Here is a 24,052-nt window from a genome sequence, read left to right as displayed (position 1 = left end):
GTCAGGGGCGCCGCGAGCGACGCCCCTGACTCAACGGTGAAGGATCACGGCTTCTTCAGCTGGTAGCCCTTGTCGATGGTGAAGGAGTAGGACGTGCCGTTCCAGCTTCCGCCGTACTTCTTCTGGTGCTCGCCGGAGTTCCCGCTGATGTGGCAGATGACGCGCCAGTTGAAGAAGGTGTCGCCGCTCTGCTTCTTGTTGATCGTGCCCGTCGAGATGGCCGCGGTCTTGGTCTGGTTCTTCGGGAAGGTGACCTTCTGGTTGCCGCGCTCGGGCGTCCAGATGGAGAGCTGCTTGATGGTGTCGCCGGGGGCGGAACACTTGGCGGTGACCTTCAGCGAGAGCGGCCCCGCGCTGATCCGGGCCTGGGCGGGCGTGGCGAGCGAGAGCAGCAGCAGCGCGAGGAGGGCGACGACGCCGCCGTGGATGAGACGCTTCATGGTTGTGTCCTGTTCTGGCTTCGCAGCCGGTTCGGGGGGTGGAAGAGCAACGCTAAGTCCGTGGACAGGCGGTGCATAGGGGTAGAGACACCCGTGGTTCCGGTCCGCATGGCACGCTCGACCCATGACCGAGGACGAGGCGATGACGCTGGCGCTGGCCGAGGCGCGGGCGGCGCTGGCGACGGGCGACGTGCCGGTCGGCGCGGTCGTGCTCGACCCGGACGGCGCGGCGATCGGCCGGGGTCGCAACACCCGTGAGCGCGACGCCGACCCGACAGGCCACGCCGAGGTGGTCGCGCTGCGCGAGGCCGCCGCCGCGCGGGGCGAGTGGCGGCTGGAGGGCTGCACGCTGGTGGTGACGTTGGAGCCGTGCACGATGTGCGCCGGGGCGCTCGTCGGCGCGCGGATCGGGCGGCTCGTGTTCGGCGCGTGGGACGAGAAGGCGGGCGCGGTCGGCTCGCTGTGGGACGTGGTGCGCGACCGCCGGCTCAACCACCGTCCCGAGGTCGTCGCAGGGGTGCGGGCCGAGGAGTCGTCGCGGCTGCTGCGGGAGTTCTTCGCCTCCCAGAGAACTGTTGAAGATTAAACTTGTTTCTGTCAGACTAAAGCTATGGCCTCTATGCAGTTCGGCATCTTCACCGTCGGCGACGTCACCCGCGACCCCGTCAACGACCGCGTGCCCACCGAGCACGAGCGGATCAAGAACACCGTCGAGATCGCCCGCAAGGCCGAGGACATCGGCCTCGACGTCTTCGCGACCGGCGAGCACCACAACCCGCCGTTCGTCCCGTCGAGCCCGACCACCACGCTCGCCCATATCGGCGCGCTGACCGAGCGGCTGATCCTGTCGACCTCGACCACGCTCATCACCACCAACGACCCGGTGAAGATCGCCGAGGACTACGCGACCTTGCAGCATCTCACGGGCGGCCGCATGGACCTCATGCTCGGCCGCGGCAACACCCCGCCGGTCTACCCGTGGTTCGGCTACGACGGCTCGAAGGCGGTCGAGCTGACCATCGAGCACTACCAACTGCTGCGCCGTCTCTGGGACGAGGACGTGGTGAGCTGGGAGGGGAAGTTCCGCACGCCGCTGCAGGGCTTCACCGCGACCCCGCGCCCGCTCGACGGCGTCGCGCCCTTCGTCTGGCACGGCTCGATCCGCACGCCCGAGGTCGCCGAGCTCGCCGCCTACTACGGCGACGGCTACTTCGCCAACAACATCTTCTGGCCGAAAGAGCACTACATCCGGCTCATCGACTTCTACCGCCAGCGCTACGCCCACTACGGCCACGGCGAGCCGCACCAGGCGATCGTCGGGCTGGGCGGCCAGTTCTTCATGAGGAAGAACAGCCAGGACGCCGTCAACGAGTTCCGCCCCTACTTCGACGTCGCCCCGGTCTACGGCCACGGCCCCTCGCTGGAGGACTTCATGGCGCAGACGCCGCTGACGGTCGGCAGCCCGCAGCAGTTCCTGGAGAAGACGCTCGCCTTCGCCGACTACTTCGGGGACTACCAGCGCCAGCTGTTCCTCGTCGACCACGCGGGCTTGCCGCAGAAGATCGTGCTGGAGCAGCTCGACCTGCTCGGCGAGGTCCTGCCGACGCTGCGCGCCGAGTTCGACGCCCGTCGTCCGGCCGACGTGCCCGACGCTCCGACGCACGCCGCGCGTGTGGCGGCGAAGGAGGCGGTGTCGGCATGACGCGAGCGCAGCGAGCGGCCATTCAGGATCAGGTCATGCCGGCGCCGCCTACGGTTGTTTTCTTTGAGGCGGTGTCGGCATGACGCGAGCGCAGCGAGCGGCCATTCAGGATCAGGTCATGCCGGCGCCGCCTACGGTTGTTTTCTTTGAGGCGGTGTCGGCATGACGCGGGTGGTGATCGTGTCGTCGGGCATGAGCGAGGCGTCCAGCAGCACCCTGCTCGCCGGACAGTTCGCCGACGCGCTCGGACGGCTCGGCGAGGGCGTCTCGGTGGAGACGGTCGAACTCAGGCCGCTCGCGCACGACGTCGTCGACGCCTCGATCACCGGCTTCGCCTCGCCGCGCCTGCAGCACGTCCACGACCTGCTCGCCGCCGCCGGCGTGGTCGTGGTGACGCCGATCTACAAGGCGTCCTATCCGGGCCTGTTCAAGGCGTTCGTCGACGCGCTCGACCAAGACGTGCTGATCGGTAAGACGGTCCTGCTCGCCGCGACCGGCGGCACCGCACGCCACTCGCTCGCCATCGACTTCGCCCTGCGTCCGCTGTTCGCCTACCTGCAGGCGGTGGTCGTGCCGACCGGCGTCTTCGCCTCCCCGCACGACTGGGGCAGCGCCGGCTCGTCGGCTTTGGCCGGTCGCGTGGACCGCGCCGTCGGCGAGCTGCTGAGCCTGCTGTCGGGCTCCGGCTCCGGCCGCACCCCCGACGACGAGATCGACCTCTTCAGCGACACCATGCTGTCCGTCTCCGACCCAGGGCGCGAGTAAGTGTCATGGATTTCTGGTCATTCTTGACCAGAAGTCGTAGCCTGGGCGTATGAGTGAAGCGGTGGTCTACAGCGTCTATGAGGCGAAGACGCAGTTGTCGCGCCTTCTGGTGGAAGCCGAGCAAGGGCGACCTGTCACTATCGCTCGCCATGGGAAGCCCGTCGCTCGGCTGGTCCCCTATATCGAAGAACGCCCTCGCCGAGTGCCAGGGATCTGGAAGGGGAAGGTCGAGATCGGCGACGATTTCGACGAACTCGATGAGCAGGAGTGGGCGGACTGGTCCGAGGGTGACGTCTTCCCATCGGGGGCTCCCGCGTGATGCGAGTCCTTCTCGACACGCATGTGCTGCTGTGGTGGCTCTCTGACGATCAGGCCTTGAGCCGTCAGCACCGTGACGTGATCGAGAGCCTTGACCATGAGGTCGTCGTCTCGGCAGTGTCGGTGGCCGAAGTGGCGATCAAAGCCTCCTTGGGCAAGCTCAAGGCTCCGCGAGATGTGGTCGGTGCGATTCGTGAGAGCGGCCTCGATCTGATCGACTTCACGCCGGAGCACGCGGAGTTGTTGCGCGATCTTCCGTTCCATCACCGTGATCCGTTCGACCGGATGCTGGTCGCGCAAGCGATGTTCGAGCGGTGCGCGTTCGCGACGGCCGACGAGAAGATACTCCACTATGACGTGACTGTCGTCTGAGCCGGATTCTCACACCTGCGCCCGCTCCCACGGCTCGACCGGACCTTCGATGACGCGGAAGCTGGGGTGGGGGTCGGGGCGGGGGACGTCGGACCAGCGCGCGAGGACGTCGGTGCTGCGAGCTGTCAGCTTGCCGCGCAGCCAGCGCCACTCCAGGTCGAGCTGGCCGGTCGTGACCGGGGTGGATGTCACCGGATCGGCGTCGGCGGGGCGGTCGACGCGGGCGCGGTCGTAGCGATAGTCGCGCGCGTCCGCCTCGTCGGCGATGCGATGGAGATAGGCCGCGACCGCGCCGAGCGGGTCGTCGTGCGCGCGGAGGCGGTCGAGCTGCGGGTGGTTCTGATAGCCGCGCGTGCGTCCGGCGAGCACAGCTTGGGCCAGCAGCGTCTCGCGCCAGCACGCCGTGAGGCCCTGGCGGTCGAGATAGCGGGGGTGCAGGCTCCAGATCCGCATGCGCCCATCATCCCTCACTCTTGCATTGCTGTGTGACACACAGTAATGTTCGTCGCATGACAACCGACGACGTACTGCGGGGGCACTTGCAGGAGCTCCGCCGAGGCACCGCCGTCATGGCGAGCCTCGCGGCGCTGCGCGAGCCCGGCCACGGGTACGCCCTGCTGCAGACGCTCGGCGACGCGGGCATCTCCGTCGACGCCAACACCCTCTACCCGCTCCTGCGACGTCTGGAGGACCAAGGCCTGCTCACCTCCGAGTGGGACACCAGCGCCTCCCGGCCGCGCAAGATCTACCGCACCAGCGACGTCGGCGAGAGCGTGCTCGCCGCGATGCGCGACGACCTCTCCGCACTCGAAGCCTCGCTGACCCGACTCGCCGAAGGGACTCCTTCATGACCGCCACCCGCGATCTGACCGACCGCTATGTCCACGCCGTCACCCGGAACGTCCCCACGGCGCGCCGCGACGACCTCGCCCGGGAGTTGACCGGCTCCATCGAGGACATGATCGCCGCGCGGACCGACGCGGGCGAGGAGCCCGGCGACGCCGAGCGCGCCGTGCTCACCGAGCTCGGACATCCGGGCGCGCTCGCCGCCCAATACGCCGACGCCCCGCTGCACCTCATCGGCCCGAGGTATTTCCTGACCTACCGCTGGGTGCTCACTGTCGCGCTCACCTGGGCGCCGGGCGTCGTCGGCGTCATCACCGCGGTCAGCGTGCTGGCCGACTCCGACAACGGTTGGTCGGCGCTCGGCCAGGGGATCGGCACGGCCTTCGAGGTCGCGGTGCACGTCTTCTGTTGGACGACTCTCGCCTTCGCGATCCTCGAACGCACGACCGCCGGGGAGTCGCTGCCCGAGTGGTCGGTCGACTCGCTGCCGGAAGTGCCAACGCGCCACGGCCAGCAGGTCGGCTTGGCCGACGCGGTTTCCGGGGTCGTGGTCACGCTGGTCGTCGCGGGCTACCTCGTGCTGCAGCGCTTCCACTCCTGGGTTCCGGGCGACGGCGGTGACAACGTTCCCGTGTTCGACCCCGGCCTATGGTCGTTCTGGCTGCCGTTCCTGATCGTGGTGCTGCTGTCCTCGGCGGCGCTGGAGGTGTGGAAGTACGTGGCGGGGCTCTACACCTGGCCCATCGTGGGCGGCGTGGCCGTGACGTCGGTGGCTTTCGCCGTCCCCACAGTCTGGCTGGCCGCGACCGACCGGCTGCTGAGCCGCGCGTTCGTCGAGGTGTTGGACTTCAGCGCCAGCGCGCTCGACACCGTCAACACGGTCGTCGTCGTCGCGGTGCTGGCCGTCGAGATCGGCACGGTGATCGACGCGGTCGTGAAGGCCCGTCGGGCGTCGGCCCCCGATCAGCCGGAGGGCGGGGTCCGGTAAGGTTCTCTGCGGTGGCGTGTCCGAGCGGCCGAAGGTGCATCACTCGAAATGATGTGTGGGGTCAAACCCACCGTGGGTTCAAATCCCACCGCCACCGCAGTAGAGGGACCCCCGTTTCACCCCGGAATACCAGGGAGAAGCGGGGGTCTTTCGCCGTCCAGCGGTCGCTTTCGGACACGGAATGGACACGTGCGCGGGAGAAGATCGTGGCCGGGATAGGGGAGGAAGCCAGGTCCCGAACACCGGCCCGCCGGGAGTCGCATCCAGATCAGTGCTTCCTTAGGGCTGACCAAGGACGAGGCCATCGCGGCGATCCTGGCGCTCTGAACGGGGGTTAGTCGAGAAGGAGAGAGTTCTTTGTTCTCGCGGTGAGGGCTGCAGAGCGTCGGATTCGACTGGCCTCGGGGCCGACTGCCGCATCCCTTTCCCGTCGTTTGACTGGAAGGATGGATGATCGACGGGGCCGGCATAGACTTATGTGTTCCTCACGAGAACAGCTGAGAACACCGACTGCGTGAGCTATTCGGTCCCCGCACTCGATCAAGGGACTGAACCGATGCTCACGCAACTCCCTTCGAGGCTCCTCGTTCCTCGTCGCGCCTCAGGGGCGACGTCAATGAAAGGAGTCCGGTGGACGACGAGCAGCGGGAGATCGCCTCCGAGCAGTCCTATGTCGACACGGTCTACCAGCGACTCGACGCCTCGGCCGAGGTCGCGCGGGGGCTGGTCAAAGAGGGCATGGCGCGCAGCCAGGTCGGGCACGAGGGAGCCCTGGTCGAACGCGACGCGATGGTCTTCCAGGCCACCAGACGGCTGTCCGCGCTCAACGCCGCCCACGACGGGCTCGTCTTCGGACGCCTCGACCTGACCGGCGGCGAGGCCCGGTACATCGGCCGCATCGGCGTGCGCGACGAGGACCGCGAGATCCTGCTCGTCGACTGGCGCGCCCCCGCCGCCGCCGTCTTCTACCAAGCCACCGCCGCCGATCCGGCAGGCGTCGTGCGACGTCGGGTGCTGCGCTGCTCCGGCAGCACCGTCGTCGGCGTCGAGGACGACCTGCTCGACGCCGAGAACGCCCCCGACGACCTGACCGTCGTCGGCGACGGCGCCTTGTTGGCCAGCATGTCGCGCGCCCGCGACGCCCACATGCACTCCGTCGTCGCCACCATCCAGGCCGAGCAGGACGAGGCGATCCGCGCGCCCAGCCGCGGCGCGACCATCATCGGCGGCGGTCCCGGCACCGGCAAGACTGTCGTCGCCCTGCACCGCGCCGCCTACCTGCTCTACACCGACCGCCGCCGTTTCGAGTCCGGCGGCGTTCTCGTCATCGGACCGTCCGGTGTGTTCATGAACTACATCGAGCGGGTCCTGCCCAGCCTCGGCGAGACCAGCGTGACGCTCCGCTCGCTCGGCCAGGTCGTCGACGGGGTGACCGCGACCCGTCACGACGAACCGGTCGCCGCGGCCGCGAAGGGATCGGCCCGCATGGTCCGGGTGCTGCGCCGCCTCGCCGTGGAGCCCGACCCGTCCGCGCCGACGGAGTTCCGCTACTTCTACCGCGACGATGTGCTGCGCCTCGATGCTCAGCGGCTCGCCGGACTGCGCCGCCACCTGCTGCACCACGCCACGTACAACCAGGCCGTCCCTCGGGTCGCGGCGCAGCTCGCCGAGGCGCTGTGGCGGCAGGTGTCCGGCGCGCGCGCCAAAGAGGACGGCCGCAAGGGCTTCTTCGAGCACATCGAGGACGACCCCCGCTTCGTCGAGTTCGTCCACGCGTGGTGGCCCGAACGCGACGCCGTCGCCCTGTGGCGCGACCTGCCCGCCCGGATCGCCGACGCCGCCCAGGGCGCCTTCCGCCGCGCCGAGCTCGACGCCTTGCGCGGCTCCTGGGAGAACGGCGAGCCGAGCATCGAGGACGTCCCGCTCATCGACGAGCTGCGCTATCTGCTCGGCGAGGTCCCCGCGCCCGAGCACGAGGACGACGCCCCGAAGCAGCTGATGAGCTTCGAGCGGCGCGAGCGCGACGAGCGGCGGGCCACCCGGTCGATCGAGGACGACGGTTACGCGCACGTGCTCGTCGACGAGGCGCAAGACCTCTCTCCGATGCAGTGGCGCATGGTCGGCCGTCGGGGTCGACATGCCAGCTGGACCATCGTCGGCGACCCGGCGCAGTCGTCCTGGCCGGTGCCGGAGGAGGCCGAGCAGGCGCGCGTGGAGGCGTTGGGCGGCAAGCCCGAGCACCGATTCCGGCTGTCCACCAATTACCGCAACGCCGCCGAGGTCTACGAGCTGGCCGCCCAGGTGGCCCGTGCCACGATCCCCGGCGCCGACCTCGCCGACGGGGTGCGGCGCACCGGCGCGGCGCCCGTCCACCGGACCGTCGGCACGAACGAGCTACTCGCCGCGGTCTGCGCCGAGGCCGCACGACTGCTGTCCGAACTGGAGGGCTCGGTCGCCGTCGTCGCCCCGTGGAGCGTGCGCGCCGACGTCGAGCGGGAACTCGACGACCTGCTCGCCGATCACGACCGGTTGCGCGTGCTCGACCCGCTCGACACGAAGGGCTTGGAGTTCGACGGGGTCGTCGTCGCCGAGCCGGACGCGCTCGTCGCCGAGTCCGAGGCGGGCTGGCGTACCTTGTACGTCGTGCTCACCCGCGCGACCCAGCTGCTCGTCACCGTGGGCAGCACCTCGGACTGGATGACGGAGATCGGCCTGTGAAGAAGCTGCTCAAGGGCCTGCTGTGGCTCGTGCTCATGGTCGCCCTGGTGGCGCCGGTCGGCGTCGCGGTCGCGAAGACCACCTTCGAGACCTCCGAGCGGTCGATCTCCATCGGCGCCCACCAGGCCACCCTGCGCCCCGACTACAGCGGCGAGATCGTCTTCGACGCCGGTCCGCTGCTGCCGATGGTCAAGATGCCGGTCGACGACCCGCGGTTCGGCATCGGCGCCACGATCTATCTGGGCGACGCCGACGTGACCACCCTCGACGAGCTCGTCGCCCGCGACGCGGTGATCGCCTCGCAGCCCGACGGCGAGGTCGCGGCGGTGCGCGCCGCGCTGCGTGACATGTGGATCGACTCGGCCCTGCGCGGGGTCGGCGTCGCGATGGCGCTGCTGGTGCTCTCCTTCGTCGTGTGGTCGGCGGTGGGCGCCGACCGGCGTGCCGAGTTGGCCGCGCAGTGGAGGCGCCCGAACCGCCGACGTCTCGTCGGCGGCGCGGTCGCGGTCGGTCTGGTGGCCGCGAGCGTCGTGGTCGTCGTCCGGTCCGATCCCTCCTCGGCCACGAACGACGTCAGCTGGGTCAAGCTGACCGAGGCCTTCCCCGAGCTGGTCGTCGACCAGCCGTTCGTCGAGAAGCTCGAACTGTCCGACGGCGCGGCGCTGCGCGGCGGCGAGACGATCATCAGCGGCGCCCTCACCACGTATCAAGCCTCCTCGGAGTTCTTCGACGAGCTGGCCGAGACCGCGAAGGACGTGCGGGTGCGCAAGCCCGACGACAACCAGACGGTCGCGCTCGTCGTCACCGACCGGCACGACAACGTCGCGATGGACCCGACGGCCCGGCAGATCGCCGAGAACGCGGAGGCCAGCCTGCTGCTCGACCTCGGCGACGACACGTCGAACGGAGCGGCGTGGGAGGAGTTCAGCATCAACTCCCTCGCCCGCGAGTTCGAGGACTTCGACGTCGTCGCGGTGGCCGGCAACCACGACCAGGGCACGCACATCGCCGACTACATGCGCGACAGCGGGTTCACGCTGCTCGACGGAGAGCCGGTCGACGTCGACCGTATCCGGTTCATCGGGTCGAGCGATCCGCGGTCGTCGGGCCTGACGAAGGGGTACACCGGCGACGAGGACGACAACATCGCCGCGATCAGCCAACAGGACGAGGAGCTGACCGAGGCCGCCTGCGACGATGGCGACGTCGCGGTGGCGCTCGTGCACAGCGGCGCGTCGGCCAAGCAGCTGGCGCAGTCAGGGTGCGTCGACCTGATCCTCTCCGGTCACCTGCACCGTCAGGTCGGGCCGAATGTGGTGGTCAGCGAGGACGGCGACCCGACGGTCACGCTCGCCACCGGCACCACGGGCGGCGCGATCTACGCCTTCGCGCTCGGCACCGGCCTGCGCCGCGAGGCCCAGATGACGTTGGTGACCTTCGAGCGCGGCAAGCCCGTCGGCGTGCAGCTGGTCGACATCGACACCGGCGGCGCCATCACTCCGCAGGACTACGTCGAGCTGGACGACCTCATCGCCGACTCCCCCGACATGCCCGACGAGGAGGATGAGGAGTAAGCCTCAGCGGGTCGATCGGCCGCCGACGATGGTCACGGCGGTGGTGAGGGCGGCGGCGAGCAGGACGCCGGCGGCGAGGTGCAGGTGGACCAGCGCGGCTCCCGTCCCCGCGCCGACGGTGATGAGCGCGACGGCGACCGCGCGACGACCTGTCAGACCGGGCTTGCCCGCGCCGAGCACCGAGTCGGCGGCGAGCCCGGTGAGCGTCGACGTCACCACGACCGTCGTCACGTCCTTGACCGCCACGACCCGCGCCGTCGCCGCTTGCAGCCCCATCGCCAGGCCGAGGGCCGCGGTCACCCCGACCGCGACCGCGTGCGACGGACGCTCGTCGACCACCAGCACGCCGCCGGTCAGCGCGAGCGCGCCGGCCACGCAGCCGAACAGCGTCGTGGTCCGGGTCGTCCAGCCGCGGCTCGGCGCGTTCTTGAGCACCCGTCCGCCGACGGCCGCGCCGCTGAGGAAGCCGAGCAGCGCCACGACCGGGCCGAGCACGGGCAGGTCGTCCGCGCCGACGACCGCCATGCCGAGCAGCACGACGTTGCCGGTCATATTGCCGGTGAACACGCGGTCGAGGCCGAGATAGCCGACCGCGTCGATGACGCCCGTCGAGAAGGTCAGGGCGAGCATGAGGGCGAGATGGCGTCGGTCGGCAGCACTGGTCACCGGGTCAGTGTGCGGCCTCGCCGTCGCCGTGTCGCGCCGACAGGCCTCCTATCGGACTCCGTTCACACAGACGTCACACGAGCGATACGGCCTGCCGTCCCGTTGCTCCTACGGTGCTGTTGTGCTGCTGCAACCCGGGGCCGGGCCGATTCGCGCCGCCACCTACCTCCCGTCGTCCACCGACCATGTGCGGTGGGGGCGCCTGCCCTGCGCCGCCGACGCGCCGGTGCTGACCGTCGACCCCGGCGCCGAGGTCACCATCGACACGATCAGCCACGAGGGCATCTTGGAGGACCAGGGCCGCGACCCGGAGCGCTTCTTCGCCGGCCACGGGGCGCCGGGGGTGCTGGAGGACGCGGTCGCGCTCGCCGTCACCGACACCGAGCGGACGCCGGGCGTCGACGGTCCGCACGTGGTCACCGGGCCTGTCGCGGTCAGCGGCGCCCAGCCGGGCGACCTGCTCGCCATGACGCTCGTCGAGGCGGTCCCGCGCGTGCCGTACGGCGTCGTGTCGAACCGGCACGGCCGGGGTGCGCTGCCGCAGGAGTACCCGACCGAGGGCGAGGCGTTCAGCGTCTACGCGAGCGTCGACGCCTCCGGCGAGCGCGGCGTCATGGCCTTCGGCCCCGACGACGACCGTCAGGTGACCTTCCCGCTCGCCCCGTTCCTCGGGATCATGGGCGTCGCCACGGCCGGTCCGGAGCGGCTGCACAGCGTGCCGCCCGGCGTGCACGGCGGCAATATCGACATATCGCTCCTGACGGCCGGCGCGACGCTGTACGTGCCGGTGCAGGTGGCTGGCGCCCTGGCCTATGTCGGCGACCCGCACTTCGCGCAGGGCGACGGCGAGGTCGCGCTGACCGCGATGGAGGCGTCGCTGCGGGCCACCGTCCGTTTCGACGTCATCGCCGCCGAGGAGGGCGCGGCGCGCTTCGGCGACCTCGTCGCGCCGGTCGCGGAGACGTCGGAGTTCCTCATCCCCACCGGCCTCGACGAGGACCTCGACGAGGCGATGCGGAACTGCGTGCGCGCCGCCATCGGCCTGATCGTCGCCCGCTACGGCATGGACCCCCGGCACGCTTACGCCTATCTGAGCGCGGCCACCGACTTCAACATCTCCCAGGTGGTCGACGTGGTGAAGGGCGTGCACGCGCGGGTGCGCAAGGCGGACTTCGCATGAGCCACGACGCCCGGATCTGGCGGGTCGTCGGCGACCCGCTCGTCGCGCCGACAGGCGAGGGGCCGCTCGACGGGCTCGACGTCGCGGTCAAGGACCTGTTCGCGGTCGCGGGGCAGAAGGTCGGGGCGGGCAATCCGACCTGGCTCGGGCAGGCGCGGACGGAGGCGATCCACGCCGCCCCCGTCCGAGCGCTGCTCGACGCCGGGGCGGCCGTGCGGGGGATCGCCCGGACCGACGAGTTCGCCTACAGCCTCGCTGGGACGAACGCCCACGACGGACGGCCGCCCAACGCCGCCGCGCCCGGACGGCTCGGCGGCGGGTCGAGCTCGGGCTCGGCCGCCGCGGTGGCCGCCGGCCAGGCCGACATCGGCCTCGGCACCGACACGGGCGGGTCGATCCGCATTCCGGCGTCCTATCAGGGTCTCTACGGCATCCGGCCGACGCATGGCGCGGTGTCGACCGACGGCCTGCTGCCGCTCGCTCCGACCTTCGACACGGTCGGCTGGCTGACCCGCGACGCGGCGACCCTGCGCGCGGTCAGCGAGACGCTGTTGCCGCCCGCGCCGACGCGGGCGTTCGACGAGATGGTGCTGTCGGAGTCGCTGCTGGCCGGCGCCGACGGCGACGTGCGCGAGACGGTCCGCGCCGCCGCGAACGCCTGGGGCGCGACCCCTGAGTCGGCGCCGCTCCCCGACCTCGACGTCTGGCGCGAGGCCTTCGTCGTGCGACAGTCGGTCGAGGCGTGGGAGTCCCACGGCGACTGGCTCGCCACCCGTCTGTCCACGCTCGGCGGCGACGTCCGGTCCCGCTTCGAGGCCGCCTCGCGGCGCACGGCGGCCGAGGCCGAGGCGTCGCGGCAGGCGGTGGACGTGGCCCGGGCGGCGATCCGCGCCTTCGTCGGCGACCGGGTCATCGTCATGCCCGCCGCCCCCACGGTCGCGCCCCGGGTCGGCGACGACCTCGCCCCGATCCGCGACGCCAACCTGCGGCTCACCTGCCTAGCCGGACTCGGCGGCCTGCCCGTCGTCTGCCTTCCTCAGCGCACCGCCGACGGACTGCCCTGCGCGGTCGCGCTCGTCGCCGCGCCGGGCCGCGACCGCGACCTGCTCGACCTCGCGGCGCGGCTCGACGGCTGAGCCGAAGGCCCTCAGACGCGCGGCTCGACCCAGAGGTCGCCTGCGAGGTCTTCCTCGCGGGCACCCTCGACGAGGTACTGCGAGAAGTCGGTGACGCCGGTGTCGGCGAGCAGGTACTCGTCGATGACGAAGTTCCCGGTGAACTCGGCGGAGGGTCGGGTCAGGATCTCGTAGGCGGCGTCGGCCATGATCTCCGGCGTGCGCGACGAGCCGGCCATCTGGTCGCCGACGATGTTGCGGACGGCGGCGGTGTCGATGGCGGTGCGCGGCCACAGCGAGTTCGCCGCGATCCCGTCCGCGCGCAGCTCGCCGGACAGGCCCAGCGTCACCAGACTCATCCCGAACTTCGCGATCGTGTACGCGGTGTGCTGGGTGTGCCACTTCGGGTCGAGCTCCAGTGGCGGGCTGAGCGTCAGGATGTGCGGGTTGGCCGACGTCCGCAGCCAGGGGAGGGCGGTCTTGCTCAGCAGGAACGACCCACGGCAGTTGATGTCGTTCATCAGGTCGTACTTCTTCATCGGCAGGTCCTCGGTGCGGGACAGGTCGATGGCGCTGGCGTTGTTGACCACGACGTCGATCCCGCCGAAGGCCTCGGCGGTCTTCGCGACGGCCTCGGCCACGAAGTCGTCGTCGCGGACGTCGCCGACGAGCGGCAGCGCCTTCCCGCCCGCGGCCTCGACGGCCTCGGCGGCGGTGAAGATGGTGCCGGGGAGTTTCGGATGGGGCTTGGCGGTCTTGGCCAGCAGCGCCACGTTGGCGCCGTCTTTCGCGGCGCGGACCGCGATGGCCTCGCCGATGCCCCGGCTCCCGCCGGACATGATGATGGTGACGCCTGCCAGCGACATAGTGGTCCTCCTCGAATGTGACGCTGACGACATCATGGCAGCGATAGGGTCGACGCACTATGGCGAGAGAGCACGAGACCGGCGAACTCTTCGTGCCGGTGGCACAAACGTTGCGCGAGCGGTGGAGCTGTCGGGGCTTTCTGCCCGACCCGGCGCCACGGGCGCTGATCGAGGAGGTGCTGGCCGCCGCCCAGCGCACGCCGTCGTGGTGCAACACCCAGCCGTGGCGGGTCGCGGTGATCTCCGGGGCGGCGCTCGACGAGCTGCGTCAGGCGGTGGCCGCCGACTCTCGGTTCGGCTCCGACATCCCCTTCCCGTCCGGCTACGACGGGGTGTACGCCGAGCGCCGCCGAGAGGTCGGCTATCAGCTGTACGACGCGGTCGGCGTCGCGCGCGGCGACCGGGAGGCGGCGGCGGTCCAGAGCTTGAGGAATCTCGACTTCTTCGGAGCGCCCCACCTCGCGGTGATCTCCGCTCCGGCCGGCCTCGGGCCGTATGGATATGTCGACTGCGGGCTCTACGTCCAGTCGCTCCTGCTCGCCGCGCACGCCGCCGGTCTGGGAACCTGCGCGCAGGCGGCGGTCGCGCTGAAATCGGAGCTGCTGCGTGAGCGGCTGGGATGGGGTGAGGACCGTCATGTCGTGTGCGGCGTCTCCTTCGGCTGGCCCGACCCGTCGCACCCGGCCAACTCGTTCCGCTCCCGGCGGGCCGACGTCGCCGAGTCGGTCGCCTTCTTCGAGGAGCCCCCGAGTTCTCCTGGAGGATAAGCAGCTAATTTTCTCCTGAACCATGGCAGTGACCTGGTTAAGAGGCTCTGCCAATAGGTGGTCTGGCTGGGGGCGTGCGTCGCCGCGGCGCGTGGGTCGCCGCCGGGGTTTTCGAGCATCCGGAGCAGATCCGCCTGGACGCCTACGACAAGATCGTGGGCCTCGACCTCGAGGACGCGACCGTCGACGGGTGCGTCGTCAAAGCGCCCTGCGGCGGTGAGGCAACCGGGAAATCCCCGGCAGACCGGGCCGAACAAGGCGCCAAGCGGTCCCTGATGACCGACGCCACGGGCATCCCGCGGGTTGTGTCGTCGCGTCGGCGAACCGGCACGACCCACCCTTCATGCGGCCCACGCCGGAGAGGCTCGGCAGGTCGAGACACGCTTCGGCATCGGCCTGCCAGACCACATCGCCGCGCATCTGGACGCCGGCCACGACACCAAGACGACCCGCGACCTCCTGGCCGAGTTCGGCTGCGAGGGCGTGCTCGGCAAGAAGGGATTCCCCCTCCAAGCCGACGCCCGCCGGGTCGTGGAACGCGCCAACTCCTTCCGTCGACGAGTCCGTTCGAGGACGTCAGCAGTGGTCACACGTTCCACAAGGACATGGTGTGGCTGTCGCGCACGGGTATCACGACAGGTTGTGCGGATGGGACGTTCCGTTCGGGTCGTCCGGTGTCGTGTGAGCAGATGGCCGCGTTCCTGTACCGGTTCGAGGCGATCGAGCACTGACCGTCGTCGCCTCGGCGGGATGGCCAGATGGAAGGGGAGAAGTACCCATGACCCACCTCATGTCCAGAGAGTTAGACGAGCTGAGTCGGGGGGACTGCTGTCCGAACTTGTGAGGTCGCCATGTCGTTCCATCGCTCGCCGCGCCGTATCGCCCGACTCGTGGCCATCGTGCTCGTCGTCCTCGTGGCCGCGATCCTGCCGTCGGTCACCTACGCCGTGGGCGGAGGTGTCAGCGGTGTGGTCCGAGGCGAGGGCAACGCCCCGGTCGCCGATATCCACGTGCAGGCGTACGAACTCGTCGACCACCCGGAGGAGGGCTGGTCCGACTGGGAATATGCCGAGTCGACCGAGAGCGCGGCGGACGGCTCCTACGAGCTGTCGCTGGATCCTGGCACGTACCGCCTGGCGTTCAGCGACCACAGTCCTGGTGACGGCGGCCCGCGGGGACACACGCCGTATGTGGGCGACGACGATCCGTGGGAGGGCGATCTCCTCGAGGTCGAGGTGGGCTCCACGGTGGTGACCGGCCAGGATCGACAGCTCGTCCGCTCGGCGGCGGTGACTGGCGTGGTCACCGATCCCTCAGGCGACCCGCTCGAAGGCGCCGAGGTGTACGCCTGGGGTGGTGGATGGGCCACCACCGAGGCCGACGGTAGTTATGTGATCGGTGGCATCGACCCGGAGGCGAACTATTGGGAAGGTGGCGGCCAAGGCGCCTTCTGGATCCGGTTCGACGCCCCGTGGGACTCCGGCTACGCCCACGAGTACTGGAACGATCAAGCGAGCATCGCGACGGCGGATCGGGTGTCGGCGCAGCCGGGCCAGACGGTCACCGGGATGAACGCGCAGCTCGACCTCGGGGGGTCGATCTCGGGCACGGTCACCGATCCCGACGGCCAGGAGATCGACGACGTCGACATCAGGTTGTGGAGCTTCACTGACACGCAGGGATGGCAGGACGTCGACGATTACTACGGGTACACGCAGGACGGCGGTTACTCGATCACGGGTCTGAAGCCCGGCCAGTACCGAGTCGGCTTCAGCCATCCGGACTACGCCGACCAGTTCTGGAACGACGCGAAGAGCGTGGACGTGGCGCAGACGGTGACGGTCGTCGGCGGCCAAGACGTCACCGGCATCGACGCGGTGATGAACTACGGTCCGTCGATCTCCGGCCGTGTCACGCGTGATGACGGTGGCGACGCCGTCGCGGGCACGAATGTGACGCTGTACCGCTCGCACTCCAACGGTTCCATCTACCAACAGGCGTTCGCGACGACCGATGAGAACGGTGAGTATCGCTTCGACGATTTGGAGTCGGGGTCGTACGCGGTCTCGTTCGCTCAGTACGACGGGGCGAGCGGTCTGGCTCCAGAGATCTACGACGATCGCTACGCGCCGCAGCAGGGCGCCGAGGCCGTCGATCCGACTCTGGTGCAGATCACCGACAGCCCGGTCACCGGCATCGACGCGAGCTTGTCGGCCGCCGCCACGATCTCGGGCACACTGACCGATGAGGCCACGGGTGACCCGCTCGTCAACGGGTACGCGACCGTGGAGCGGCAGAACGCCTCCGGCCAGTGGATCGAGTGGGACAGCGTCGGGGTCGACGACAACGGTTCTTACGAGATGTCGGTCGCTCCGGGCACGTACCGGGTGTCCTTCAGCTCGTGGGGCATGTTCGGCGGCAACTCGCATGTGCCGGAGTACTACGACGATGTGCCGTACGCGACGCCGCAGGCGGCCACCCCGGTCGTCGTGGGCGTGGGCGACCAGCAGACCGGTGTCGACGCCGAGCTGGTCAAGAAGGGGTCGATCTCCGGCGTCGTCAGCCAAGACGGCGGCGGACTGGTCGGCGGCGCGGGGATCACGGTCTACCGTCAGACGGACGACGGCGGCTGGGAGCGTGTGGCGTATCCCGGCGGCTGGTGGGCGGACCACACGGTGGAGAGCGACTACGTCACCGGCGCGTACGAGGTGGCTGACTTGGATCCGGGTGTCTACCGCGTGCGGGTCGAGTCGGGTCAGCACGTCACTGAGTACTACGAGGATATGACGGTCTTCAACGACGCGACCGACATCACGCTGACCGAGGGCCAGCAGCGCCCGGGCGTCGACGTCTCGCTGGACACAGGGCTGACCGTGTCCGGCCAGGTGGACGGCCTGACGAGTGGCACGTACGCCTCCGCGACCGCCTATCGCCTGCGTGCCGGCGTCTGGACGGAGGTAAGGAACGCGCAGGTGGACTCCGGCGGCTCGTACTCGCTGCCCGGACTGACGCCAGGTACCTACCGGGTGGGCGTCTACTACTACGGCAGCGGGAGAACCGGCCATCTCTACTACGAGGACGCGACGCGGATCGAAGACGCCACCGACGTGGTGCTCACGGACACCTCGGCCACAGGGATCGACGTCACGCTTCCCGAGCCGCCGGTCGGCGACCTGACGGTCAGCGGAACGGTCACGGCCGATGACGGTCCGCTGGACACGCAGAACTGGTCGTCGGTCGAGCTGTTCCCGGTCGATGGGAATGGAGATTACTACTCTGTCTCCATCGAGAACGGTGAGTACACCATCGAGAACGTCCTCCCTGGCTCGTACCAGCTGCGGGTCAACGCTGGCGGCTATGCCACCGAGTTCTGGAACGACAAGTATGTGCAGCAGGACGCCGACACGATCGTCGTCACCGACGACGCGCAGTTCGACGTCGAGTTGACGCGCGGGTTCGCGGCCTCGGGCACGGTCCGGGGCAATGCCGGCCAGTCGGTGGGCGGCGCTTATCTCACGGCGTACCGCGTCACGTCGTCCGGCCGTCACTTCATGGACTCGACCTGGTCTGACACGGACGGCGAGTATGAGTTCAGCGGACTGCCGGCGGGCCAGTACGTCTTCAGCGCAGCGGCCGATTCCTTCGCGACGGAGTACTGGGACAACCAGTCGACCTTGGCCTCGGCGAACCCGGTGACGGTGGGCGCGACGACGCCGTCGGTCGACTTCGGGCTCACCCCGCAGTCCGAGGTGCCGACGGTTGAGGGCGCGGTCTCCTTCCCTGCGGGGACGCCTGCCGGAGCCTGGGCGTCGGTGACGTTGGTCGACGCCGGCACCGGTGAGCGCGTGCAAGAGACACAGGTCGTCGCCGACCATCCGAACTACTCGTTCGCCGTCGCCCCGGGCTCCTATCAGGTGGTGTTCGCCGGCGGCTCCACGGAGGAGTACAACGACGCCCGCTTCGCCCGCTCCTACTACCACAATGCGCCGGACGGTCAGGGGGCTTCGGCGACGACCGTCACCGTGGATACGGAGTCGGTGACTCTGGCCACCCAGCAGTTGACGTTGGGCGGGGTTGTCAGTGGACGGGTCACGTACGAGGGCGGTGAACCGGTGGAATGGTGCCGGGTGACGGCGCAGGACGAGGCTGGTCAGCGTGTGTCGCGCACGGACCGCACGGACACGTCGGGCGCCTTCCAGATCACCGGGCTGAGCGCGGGGCAGTACCGCTTGACCATGGAAGACTGTGGCACCGCGTGGTACTACAACGCTGACGCTCCGACCGAGCTGAGTCCGACTGCGGACGGGTCGACGGTGGTCACGGTGACGGCGGGTGGCACGGTGGCGTTGACGCCGACGTGGGTGATCCCTGACGACGTGGAGACGGTGGCCAACACGGAGGCTCCGACGGTGTCGGGGACGGCTGAGGTCGGGTCGACGTTGACGGCTGATCCGGGCGTGTGGAATCCGTCGGACGTCACGCTGTCGTATCAGTGGTTGGCCGACGGCGAGCCTGTCGAGGGCGCGACCGCCGCCACCTTCGCGGTGACGCTGGACCAGGTCGGCGCGAAGCTCTCGGTCACGGTGAGCGGGACGTCGGCGGGACGTCTGCCGGGGCAGGCGACGAGTGCTGAGACGTCGGTCGTGCCGCAGCCGGTGGTGGCGAACACGGCGCCGCCGACGATCTCCGGCTCGCCGGTGATCGGGCAGACGTTGACGGCCAGCCCAGGCACGTGGACGCCTGCGGGTTCGACGTCCGCGTATCAGTGGTTCGCCGACGGCGACCCGATCGCTGGCGCGACGGACGCGACGTTCGTTCTGACGGCTGGTCAGGAGGGCAAGAAGATTGCGGTGCGGGTCACGGGATCCTCGCCGGGGTACGCCTCGGCGGAGGCCATGAGCGCTGAGACTGCGGAGGTCGAGCGGCCGAGCGTCCTGAACACGGCAGTTCCGACGGTGTCGGGCACGGCGATGGTCGGTCAGACGTTGACGGTCTCGCCGGGCACGTGGTCGCCGTCGAACGCGTCGCTCGCCTACCAGTGGTTGGCCGACGGAGCGCCGATCACGGGCGCGACGGGTCAGACGTTGGCGCTCGCCGCCGCGCAGAAGGGCAAGAAGATCTCGGTGAAGGTGACCGGCACGGCGTCGGGCCACCATTCGGCTGAGGCGACGAGCGTGGAGACGGGTGCGGTCGCCGAGCAGACTGTCGTGAACACGGCGGCGCCGACGATCTCGGGCACGGCCAAGGTTGGTCAGACGTTGACGGCGTCGCCGGGCGCCTGGTCGCCGGGCTCGGGTGTGGCGTTCGCGTACCAATGGTTGGCCGAGGGTCAGCCGATCCAGGGCGCGACGGGTCAGACGTTGGTGCTCACCGCAGCGGAGCAGGGCAAGAAGATCTCGGTGCGGGTGACGGGCACGCGAAGCGGTTACGTGCAGGGTGTGGCGACGAGCGGCCAGACGGTCGCGGTCGCCGCAGCCACGCCGTCGACGCCGTCGTGCTCGTTCACGGATGTGTCGTCGTCACATGTGTTCCGTTCGGAGATCTGTTGGTTGGCGGCGGCTGGTGTCACGACCGGCTACGCGGGGAACACGTTCCGTCCGTCGCAGCCGGTGTTGCGCGAGCAGATGGCGGCGTTCTTGTACCGGTTCAGGAATGACGGGGCGAATCCGCCGTCGAGTGCGGCGACGGCGACGTTCTCGGATGTGTCCGTGTCGCATGTGTTCTCCCGTCATATCAAGTGGCTGACCGATGAGGGCATCACGACGGGGTATGCGGGGAACGCGTTCCGTCCGGGTCAGCCGGTGTTGCGTGAGCAGATGGCCGCCTTCCTCTACCGCCTCGCCGGGTCGCCGGCGGTGACGAACCTGCCGACGACGAGTCCGTTCAAGGACGTCAGCACTGGTCACACGTTCTACGAGGAGATGGTGTGGCTGTCCCGCACGGGCATCACCACGGGCTACCCCGACGGCACTTTCCGTCCGGGTCAGCCGGTGCTGCGTGAGCAGATGGCGGCGTTCCTTCAGCGTTTCCACGTGAAGGGCTACTGACCGCGTGTGCCTTTGAAAACTTTCTCGATCCATGCGTAACCCCGGGGAACAGGCGTCGTTGATACGTGTGGATCTGGCAATTCTCCCTCCCAGTTGGATCCCCGTGCCCACTCCTCGTGGCACAACAGAACCCGGTCAGACACTCCCTCCCGACCGGGTTCTGTGCTGTCCGGGCACCTGCCTGCGGTGTACCGCCGAATAAGGCGTACCTAACTAAAGGTAGCCTTAACGCATGAGACGTTCCATGCTCGCCGGGATCGCCGGCGCTCTATTGCTCACCACCACCGCGTGCGGAGCCTCCTCCGACGACGCCAAGGCCGACTGCCCGAAGCCGCCCGCCGACGTGCCGGAGGGTCAACCGGCGCGCATCGTCGCGCAGAGCACGATGGCCGCCGCACTGACCCAACTCGGCCTCGGCGACCGTATCGTCGGCACCTTCGGCCCGCTGGAGAACGCCGAGGGCGAGCCCGACAGCCAGGTCGCCGGGCTCGACATCGAGTGCGTCACCGACGTCACCGGCGCCGGCGACTACGGCGACATCGACAAGGAGAAGGTCGCCACGCTGGAGCCGGACCTCATCATCACTTCGGAGTACCTCGACGGCGACTACTGGTACATGTCGGCCGAGGCGCACGAGAGCCTCGAATCTGAGTGGGAGATCCGCACCGTCAGCTACGTCGACAAGACCCTGACCGAGCAGCTCGACGCCGTCGAGGACCTGGCCGCCGACCTCGGCGCCGACCTGGAGAATCCCGACACGCAGGCCGCGCACGAGGCCTTCGCCGACGCCTCGGCCCGCGCCGAGACGCTGGGCGCGGAGCTGACCGCGTCGGGCAAGACGATCCTGGCCGCCTCGGGCATGGCGGACAACTACTACGTCTCCAACCCGGAGGTCAGCGCCGACCTCAAGTACTGGCGCTCGCTCGGCCTGCCGATCCTCGTGCCGGACAACCCCGACCCGCAGGGCTACTTCGAGACGCTCAGCTGGGAGCAGGCCGACAAGTACGACGGCGACCTCGTGCTCTGGGACGACCGCATCGGCGAGTCCGGCATCGAGCAGATGAAGCAGCAGCCCGTCTTCGCCACGATCACCGCCGCGAAGAACGACGCGTTCACGCCGTGGACGTCGGTCTATCCGCCCACCTACGCCAGTGCGGCCGAGCTGTTGGACCGTCTGGTGACCGAGGCGGAGGCTCTTCTCTGAACTGAGTCTCACCTCCCTCGCAGGGGCGACACGACGACGGTCGTGTCGCCCCTGTGCCGTCTGAGCAGGCACGACGCGCTCCGGGCGCCCTGAGTACGATGAGGCAATGAGCGGCGGCCTCCCTGACAAGTTCACGACTCTCGGACTCACCTACGACGACGTCCTGCTTCTGCCGGGGGAGACCGACGTCATCCCGAGCGAGGTCGACACGACCGCGCGGCTCACCCGCGAGCTGACCCTGCGCGTCCCGCTGCTGTCGAGCGCGATGGACACCGTCACCGAGTCGCGCATGGCCATCGCGATGGCGCGCGAGGGCGGCATCGGCATCCTGCACCGCAATCTGTCGGTCGAGGACCAGGCGTACCAGGTCGACCTCGTCAAGCGGACGCAGACGGGCATGATCCCGAACCCGATCACCATCGGCCCGGAGGCGACCCTGGAGGACCTCGACGCCAAGTGCGGCGAGTACCGCGTCTCGGGCCTGCCGGTCGTCGACGAGCAGAACCACCTGCTCGGCATCATCACCAACCGCGACCTGCGCTTCACCCCGCTGGCCGAGTGGGGCCACACGCTCGTCGGCGACGTCATGACGCCGATGCCGCTCATCACCGGCCCGGTCGGCATCAGCCGGGAGGAGGCGCAGTCGCTGCTGCGCCAGCACAAGCGCGAGCGGCTGCCGATCGTCGACGCCGACGGCACGCTCGCCGGGCTCATCACCGTCAAGGACTTCGTCAAGGCCGAGCAGTACCCGCTGGCCAGCAACGACTCCTCCGGCCGTCTCATGGTCGGCGCGGCGGTCGGCTTCTTCGGCGACTCCTGGGACCGCGCCAACGCGCTGCGCGAGGCGGGCGTCGACGTGCTCGTGGTCGACACCGCGCACGGCCACGCCCGACTGCTGCTCGACATGATCCGCCGGATCAAGGCCGACCGGGCCTTCGACGGCGTGCAGATCATCGGCGGCAACGTCGCCACGCGCGAGGGCTCGCAGGCCTTGGTCGAGGCGGGCGTCGACGCGGTCAAGGTGGGTGTCGGCCCCGGATCGATCTGCACCACGCGCGTCGTCGCGGGCGTCGGCGTGCCCCAGCTGACCGCCGTCTACGAGGCGTCGCTCGCGGTCGCCCCGTCGGGCGTGCCGGTGATCGCCGACGGCGGCCTGCAGTACTCCGGCGACATCGCCAAGGCGCTCGTCGCCGGCGCCGACACGGTCATGGTCGGCTCGCTGCTGGCCGGCTGCGAGGAGAGCCCCGGCGACCTGATCTTCGTGGGCGGCAAGCAGTTCAAGAGCTATCGCGGTATGGGATCGGTCGGCGCGATGGCCTCGCGCGGCAAGAAGTCGTACTCGAAGGACCGCTACTTCCAGGCCGACGTCACCAGCGACGACAAGATCGTGCCCGAGGGCATCGAGGGCCAGGTCGCGTACCGCGGACCGCTCGGCGCGGTCGCGCACCAGCTGGTCGGCGGCCTGCACCAGTCGATGTTCTACGTCGGCGCCCGGAACATCGCCGAGCTTCAGAGCAAGGGCCGCTTCGTCCGCATCACCCCGGCGGGCCTCAAGGAGTCGCACCCCCACGACATCCAGATGACCGTCGAGGCCCCCAACTACTCCGGCTGATAAGTATCCTTACTGTTGGTGAAGTCAGAGTGGTCTCTGTCCCGTTCGGTGAATCCGGAATCGGGCTAAGGTCGGTACATGCTGATTGTTCGAATTCCACCCCGGGTAGCCGCTCCTCAGTCGTTCACGATTCCGGTTACGATCGGAAATAACATGCCGCTCGCGGCTACGATCCCTCCCGCAGACCTCTACGTCACCGGAATGGATCTCATTCGGGCTGCGGTGCTTTCGGGTCGACCCGCACATTTTCTGCAACATCCGAACAGTGTGAGTAATGCTAATTTCGTGCAATGGAGGATCGCCTCGTGTCTGAGGGTCCTCGAACAGAAGGGGCAGAATCTGTGCCGCCCTGCGATATTTAAAGATGAGGTTGACCCCACGGAGAAGGGGCGTCTGAATTTCGCTCTCGGGGGCACCCTGGCGATGGATTGTCTCGCCAACAAGCTAGGAATTTGGCGGTTGGCACACTTCTCTCTAGCTGAGAAGTCGTCGAACTACCATCTCATACGAGCCAAGCCGGGGAGGGTTGAACCAGATTGAGGCTTATTCAGGGAACTGAAACAAAACCTCACGGCGTTTCACAATAAAAGACGGTCCACTTCTTGAGAGAATTGGGTTACCAGACTCAAACTCACGAGAAACGAACCGTCGACATGAATCATACCACCGGACTGTACCGCGACGAGATCGAAGAGCTCTGCGCGATGATCCACCGTCAGACCGACCCCACGGAATGGAAATGGCCGCCGATCCTCGGGCTATTCGAATCAGTGCGAGTGGCGCTCGTATATTTACGCCGCAACCGGGTCCAGTGCGACCTCGCCGAGACGTTCGACGTGTCACAGTCCACGATCAGCCGAGCGATCACCACG

20 protein-coding genes, 1 tRNA gene and 1 pseudogene are annotated in these 24,052 nt (G+C 69.0%); 18 read left to right on the top strand and 4 right to left on the bottom strand.

All coding sequences use genetic code 11. From position 1 onward, the window contains the following. Positions 1 to 44: 44 nt before the first annotated feature. Positions 45 to 440, bottom strand: a complete 396-nt coding sequence (locus tag QM621_RS02210; RefSeq protein ID WP_414988718.1) for a hypothetical protein — start codon at positions 438 to 440, stop codon at positions 45 to 47. A 142-nt stretch (positions 441 to 582) separates the two neighbouring features. Here QM621_RS02210 and QM621_RS02205 point away from each other — a divergent pair, with 142 nt between their 5' ends. From QM621_RS02205 to QM621_RS02185, 5 genes are all read left to right on the top strand, one after another. Beyond that, positions 583 to 1,026, top strand: coding sequence for a nucleoside deaminase (locus tag QM621_RS02205; protein ID WP_414988874.1), 444 nt, complete (start codon positions 583 to 585; stop codon positions 1,024 to 1,026). 33 nt (positions 1,027 to 1,059) lie between these two features. Next, a complete protein-coding gene (locus QM621_RS02200; protein WP_414988873.1) occupies positions 1,060 to 2,142 on the top strand; it encodes an LLM class flavin-dependent oxidoreductase in 1,083 nt (360 codons plus the stop codon). Between the two features lie 162 nt (positions 2,143 to 2,304). Continuing rightward, positions 2,305 to 2,907, top strand: coding sequence for a CE1759 family FMN reductase (locus QM621_RS02195; protein ID WP_414988717.1), 603 nt, complete (start codon positions 2,305 to 2,307; stop codon positions 2,905 to 2,907). Positions 2,908 to 2,956: 49 nt separating this feature from the next. After that, the gene (locus tag QM621_RS02190; RefSeq protein ID WP_414988716.1) at positions 2,957 to 3,226 is read left to right on the top strand and encodes a type II toxin-antitoxin system Phd/YefM family antitoxin; all 270 of its coding nucleotides are present in this window, start codon (positions 2,957 to 2,959) and stop codon (positions 3,224 to 3,226) included. Beyond that, positions 3,226 to 3,597: a type II toxin-antitoxin system VapC family toxin gene (locus tag QM621_RS02185; RefSeq protein ID WP_414988715.1), complete on the top strand. Its 372-nt coding sequence runs from the start codon at positions 3,226 to 3,228 to the stop codon at positions 3,595 to 3,597. The genes QM621_RS02190 and QM621_RS02185 overlap by 1 nt, the downstream gene beginning before the upstream one ends. 9 nt (positions 3,598 to 3,606) lie before the next feature. Here QM621_RS02185 and QM621_RS02180 read toward each other — a convergent pair whose 3' ends face one another. Continuing rightward, positions 3,607 to 4,050: a pyrimidine dimer DNA glycosylase/endonuclease V gene (locus tag QM621_RS02180; protein WP_414988714.1), complete on the bottom strand. Its 444-nt coding sequence runs from the start codon at positions 4,048 to 4,050 to the stop codon at positions 3,607 to 3,609. A gap of 56 nt (positions 4,051 to 4,106) precedes the next feature. Here QM621_RS02180 and QM621_RS02175 point away from each other — a divergent pair, with 56 nt between their 5' ends. From QM621_RS02175 to QM621_RS02155, 5 genes are all read left to right on the top strand, one after another. After that, on the top strand, positions 4,107 to 4,448 hold the full coding sequence (locus QM621_RS02175; protein WP_414988713.1) for a PadR family transcriptional regulator: 342 nt from the start codon (positions 4,107 to 4,109) through the stop codon (positions 4,446 to 4,448). Next, entirely contained in the window at positions 4,445 to 5,431 is a 987-nt protein-coding gene (locus QM621_RS02170; protein WP_414988712.1) for a permease prefix domain 1-containing protein, read from the top strand. Before QM621_RS02175 ends, QM621_RS02170 begins: the two co-directional genes overlap by 4 nt. 10 nt (positions 5,432 to 5,441) lie before the next feature. Further along, positions 5,442 to 5,528 (top strand) — tRNA-Ser (locus QM621_RS02165). 533 nt (positions 5,529 to 6,061) lie between these two features. Continuing rightward, positions 6,062 to 8,149, top strand: a complete 2,088-nt coding sequence (locus QM621_RS02160) for a HelD family protein (protein WP_414988711.1) — start codon at positions 6,062 to 6,064, stop codon at positions 8,147 to 8,149. Then, complete coding sequence (locus QM621_RS02155) at positions 8,146 to 9,723, top strand: metallophosphoesterase family protein (protein ID WP_414988710.1); 1,578 nt, start codon at positions 8,146 to 8,148, stop codon at positions 9,721 to 9,723. Before QM621_RS02160 ends, QM621_RS02155 begins: the two co-directional genes overlap by 4 nt. Before the next feature lie 3 nt (positions 9,724 to 9,726). Here QM621_RS02155 and QM621_RS02150 read toward each other — a convergent pair whose 3' ends face one another. Next, positions 9,727 to 10,389: a YoaK family protein gene (locus tag QM621_RS02150; RefSeq protein WP_414988709.1), complete on the bottom strand. Its 663-nt coding sequence runs from the start codon at positions 10,387 to 10,389 to the stop codon at positions 9,727 to 9,729. Positions 10,390 to 10,510: 121 nt separating this feature from the next. On the opposite strand from QM621_RS02150, the gene QM621_RS02145 reads away from it, so the two are divergent. Further along, positions 10,511 to 11,569 carry an acetamidase/formamidase family protein gene (locus tag QM621_RS02145; RefSeq protein ID WP_414988708.1) on the top strand — a complete coding sequence of 353 codons (1,059 nt, stop codon included), beginning with the start codon at positions 10,511 to 10,513 and terminating at the stop codon, positions 11,567 to 11,569. Continuing rightward, positions 11,566 to 12,705, top strand: a complete 1,140-nt coding sequence (locus tag QM621_RS02140; protein WP_414988707.1) for an amidase family protein — start codon at positions 11,566 to 11,568, stop codon at positions 12,703 to 12,705. Before QM621_RS02145 ends, QM621_RS02140 begins: the two co-directional genes overlap by 4 nt. A gap of 11 nt (positions 12,706 to 12,716) precedes the next feature. On the opposite strand, the gene QM621_RS02135 is transcribed toward QM621_RS02140, so the two are convergent. Next, positions 12,717 to 13,550, bottom strand: coding sequence for an SDR family oxidoreductase (locus QM621_RS02135; protein WP_414988706.1), 834 nt, complete (start codon positions 13,548 to 13,550; stop codon positions 12,717 to 12,719). 59 nt (positions 13,551 to 13,609) lie between these two features. Here QM621_RS02135 and QM621_RS02130 point away from each other — a divergent pair, with 59 nt between their 5' ends. The 6 genes and pseudogenes from QM621_RS02130 to QM621_RS02105 form a co-directional block, all read left to right on the top strand. Continuing rightward, entirely contained in the window at positions 13,610 to 14,317 is a 708-nt protein-coding gene (locus QM621_RS02130; RefSeq protein ID WP_414988705.1) for a nitroreductase, read from the top strand. Between the two features lie 80 nt (positions 14,318 to 14,397). Then, positions 14,398 to 14,873: pseudogene (locus QM621_RS02125) on the top strand (IS5/IS1182 family transposase); the annotation flags it as partial. 295 nt (positions 14,874 to 15,168) lie between these two features. After that, the gene (locus QM621_RS02120) at positions 15,169 to 20,364 is read left to right on the top strand and encodes a carboxypeptidase regulatory-like domain-containing protein (protein ID WP_414988704.1); all 5,196 of its coding nucleotides are present in this window, start codon (positions 15,169 to 15,171) and stop codon (positions 20,362 to 20,364) included. A 232-nt stretch (positions 20,365 to 20,596) separates the two neighbouring features. Next, the gene (locus tag QM621_RS02115) at positions 20,597 to 21,568 is read left to right on the top strand and encodes an ABC transporter substrate-binding protein (protein WP_414988703.1); all 972 of its coding nucleotides are present in this window, start codon (positions 20,597 to 20,599) and stop codon (positions 21,566 to 21,568) included. 106 nt (positions 21,569 to 21,674) lie between these two features. Then, positions 21,675 to 23,180, top strand: a complete 1,506-nt coding sequence (gene guaB / locus QM621_RS02110) for an IMP dehydrogenase (protein ID WP_414988702.1) — start codon at positions 21,675 to 21,677, stop codon at positions 23,178 to 23,180. Positions 23,181 to 23,833: 653 nt separating this feature from the next. After that, on the top strand, positions 23,834 to 24,052 hold a 219-nt coding region (locus tag QM621_RS02105), incomplete at its 3' end, for a transposase family protein (protein WP_414988701.1).

Origin of the sequence: Aeromicrobium sp., from assembly GCF_047606445.1 — a bacterium.
Taxonomy (GTDB): Bacteria; Actinomycetota; Actinomycetes; order Propionibacteriales; family Nocardioidaceae; genus Aeromicrobium.
Note: the sequence above shows the minus strand (reverse complement) of the source record. Positions and strands in the feature narration are given on the sequence as shown.

What these genes read in the sequence shown, in the direction of transcription:
- QM621_RS02210 (WP_414988718.1), bottom strand. Translation starts at nt 440, where the DNA reads ATGAAGCGTCTCATCCACGGCGGCGTCGTCGCCCTCCTCGCGCTGCTG.
- QM621_RS02205 (WP_414988874.1), top strand. Translation starts at nt 583, where the DNA reads ATGACGCTGGCGCTGGCCGAGGCGCGGGCGGCGCTGGCGACGGGCGAC.
- QM621_RS02200 (WP_414988873.1), top strand. Translation starts at nt 1,060, where the DNA reads ATGCAGTTCGGCATCTTCACCGTCGGCGACGTCACCCGCGACCCCGTC.
- QM621_RS02195 (WP_414988717.1), top strand. Translation starts at nt 2,305, where the DNA reads ATGACGCGGGTGGTGATCGTGTCGTCGGGCATGAGCGAGGCGTCCAGC.
- QM621_RS02190 (WP_414988716.1), top strand. Translation starts at nt 2,957, where the DNA reads ATGAGTGAAGCGGTGGTCTACAGCGTCTATGAGGCGAAGACGCAGTTG.
- QM621_RS02185 (WP_414988715.1), top strand. Translation starts at nt 3,226, where the DNA reads ATGCGAGTCCTTCTCGACACGCATGTGCTGCTGTGGTGGCTCTCTGAC.
- QM621_RS02180 (WP_414988714.1), bottom strand. Translation starts at nt 4,050, where the DNA reads ATGCGGATCTGGAGCCTGCACCCCCGCTATCTCGACCGCCAGGGCCTC.
- QM621_RS02175 (WP_414988713.1), top strand. Translation starts at nt 4,107, where the DNA reads ATGACAACCGACGACGTACTGCGGGGGCACTTGCAGGAGCTCCGCCGA.
- QM621_RS02170 (WP_414988712.1), top strand. Translation starts at nt 4,445, where the DNA reads ATGACCGCCACCCGCGATCTGACCGACCGCTATGTCCACGCCGTCACC.
- QM621_RS02140 (WP_414988707.1), top strand. Translation starts at nt 11,566, where the DNA reads ATGAGCCACGACGCCCGGATCTGGCGGGTCGTCGGCGACCCGCTCGTC.
- QM621_RS02135 (WP_414988706.1), bottom strand. Translation starts at nt 13,550, where the DNA reads ATGTCGCTGGCAGGCGTCACCATCATCATGTCCGGCGGGAGCCGGGGC.
- QM621_RS02130 (WP_414988705.1), top strand. Translation starts at nt 13,610, where the DNA reads ATGGCGAGAGAGCACGAGACCGGCGAACTCTTCGTGCCGGTGGCACAA.
- QM621_RS02120 (WP_414988704.1), top strand. Translation starts at nt 15,169, where the DNA reads ATGTCGTTCCATCGCTCGCCGCGCCGTATCGCCCGACTCGTGGCCATC.
- QM621_RS02115 (WP_414988703.1), top strand. Translation starts at nt 20,597, where the DNA reads ATGAGACGTTCCATGCTCGCCGGGATCGCCGGCGCTCTATTGCTCACC.
- guaB (WP_414988702.1), top strand. Translation starts at nt 21,675, where the DNA reads ATGAGCGGCGGCCTCCCTGACAAGTTCACGACTCTCGGACTCACCTAC.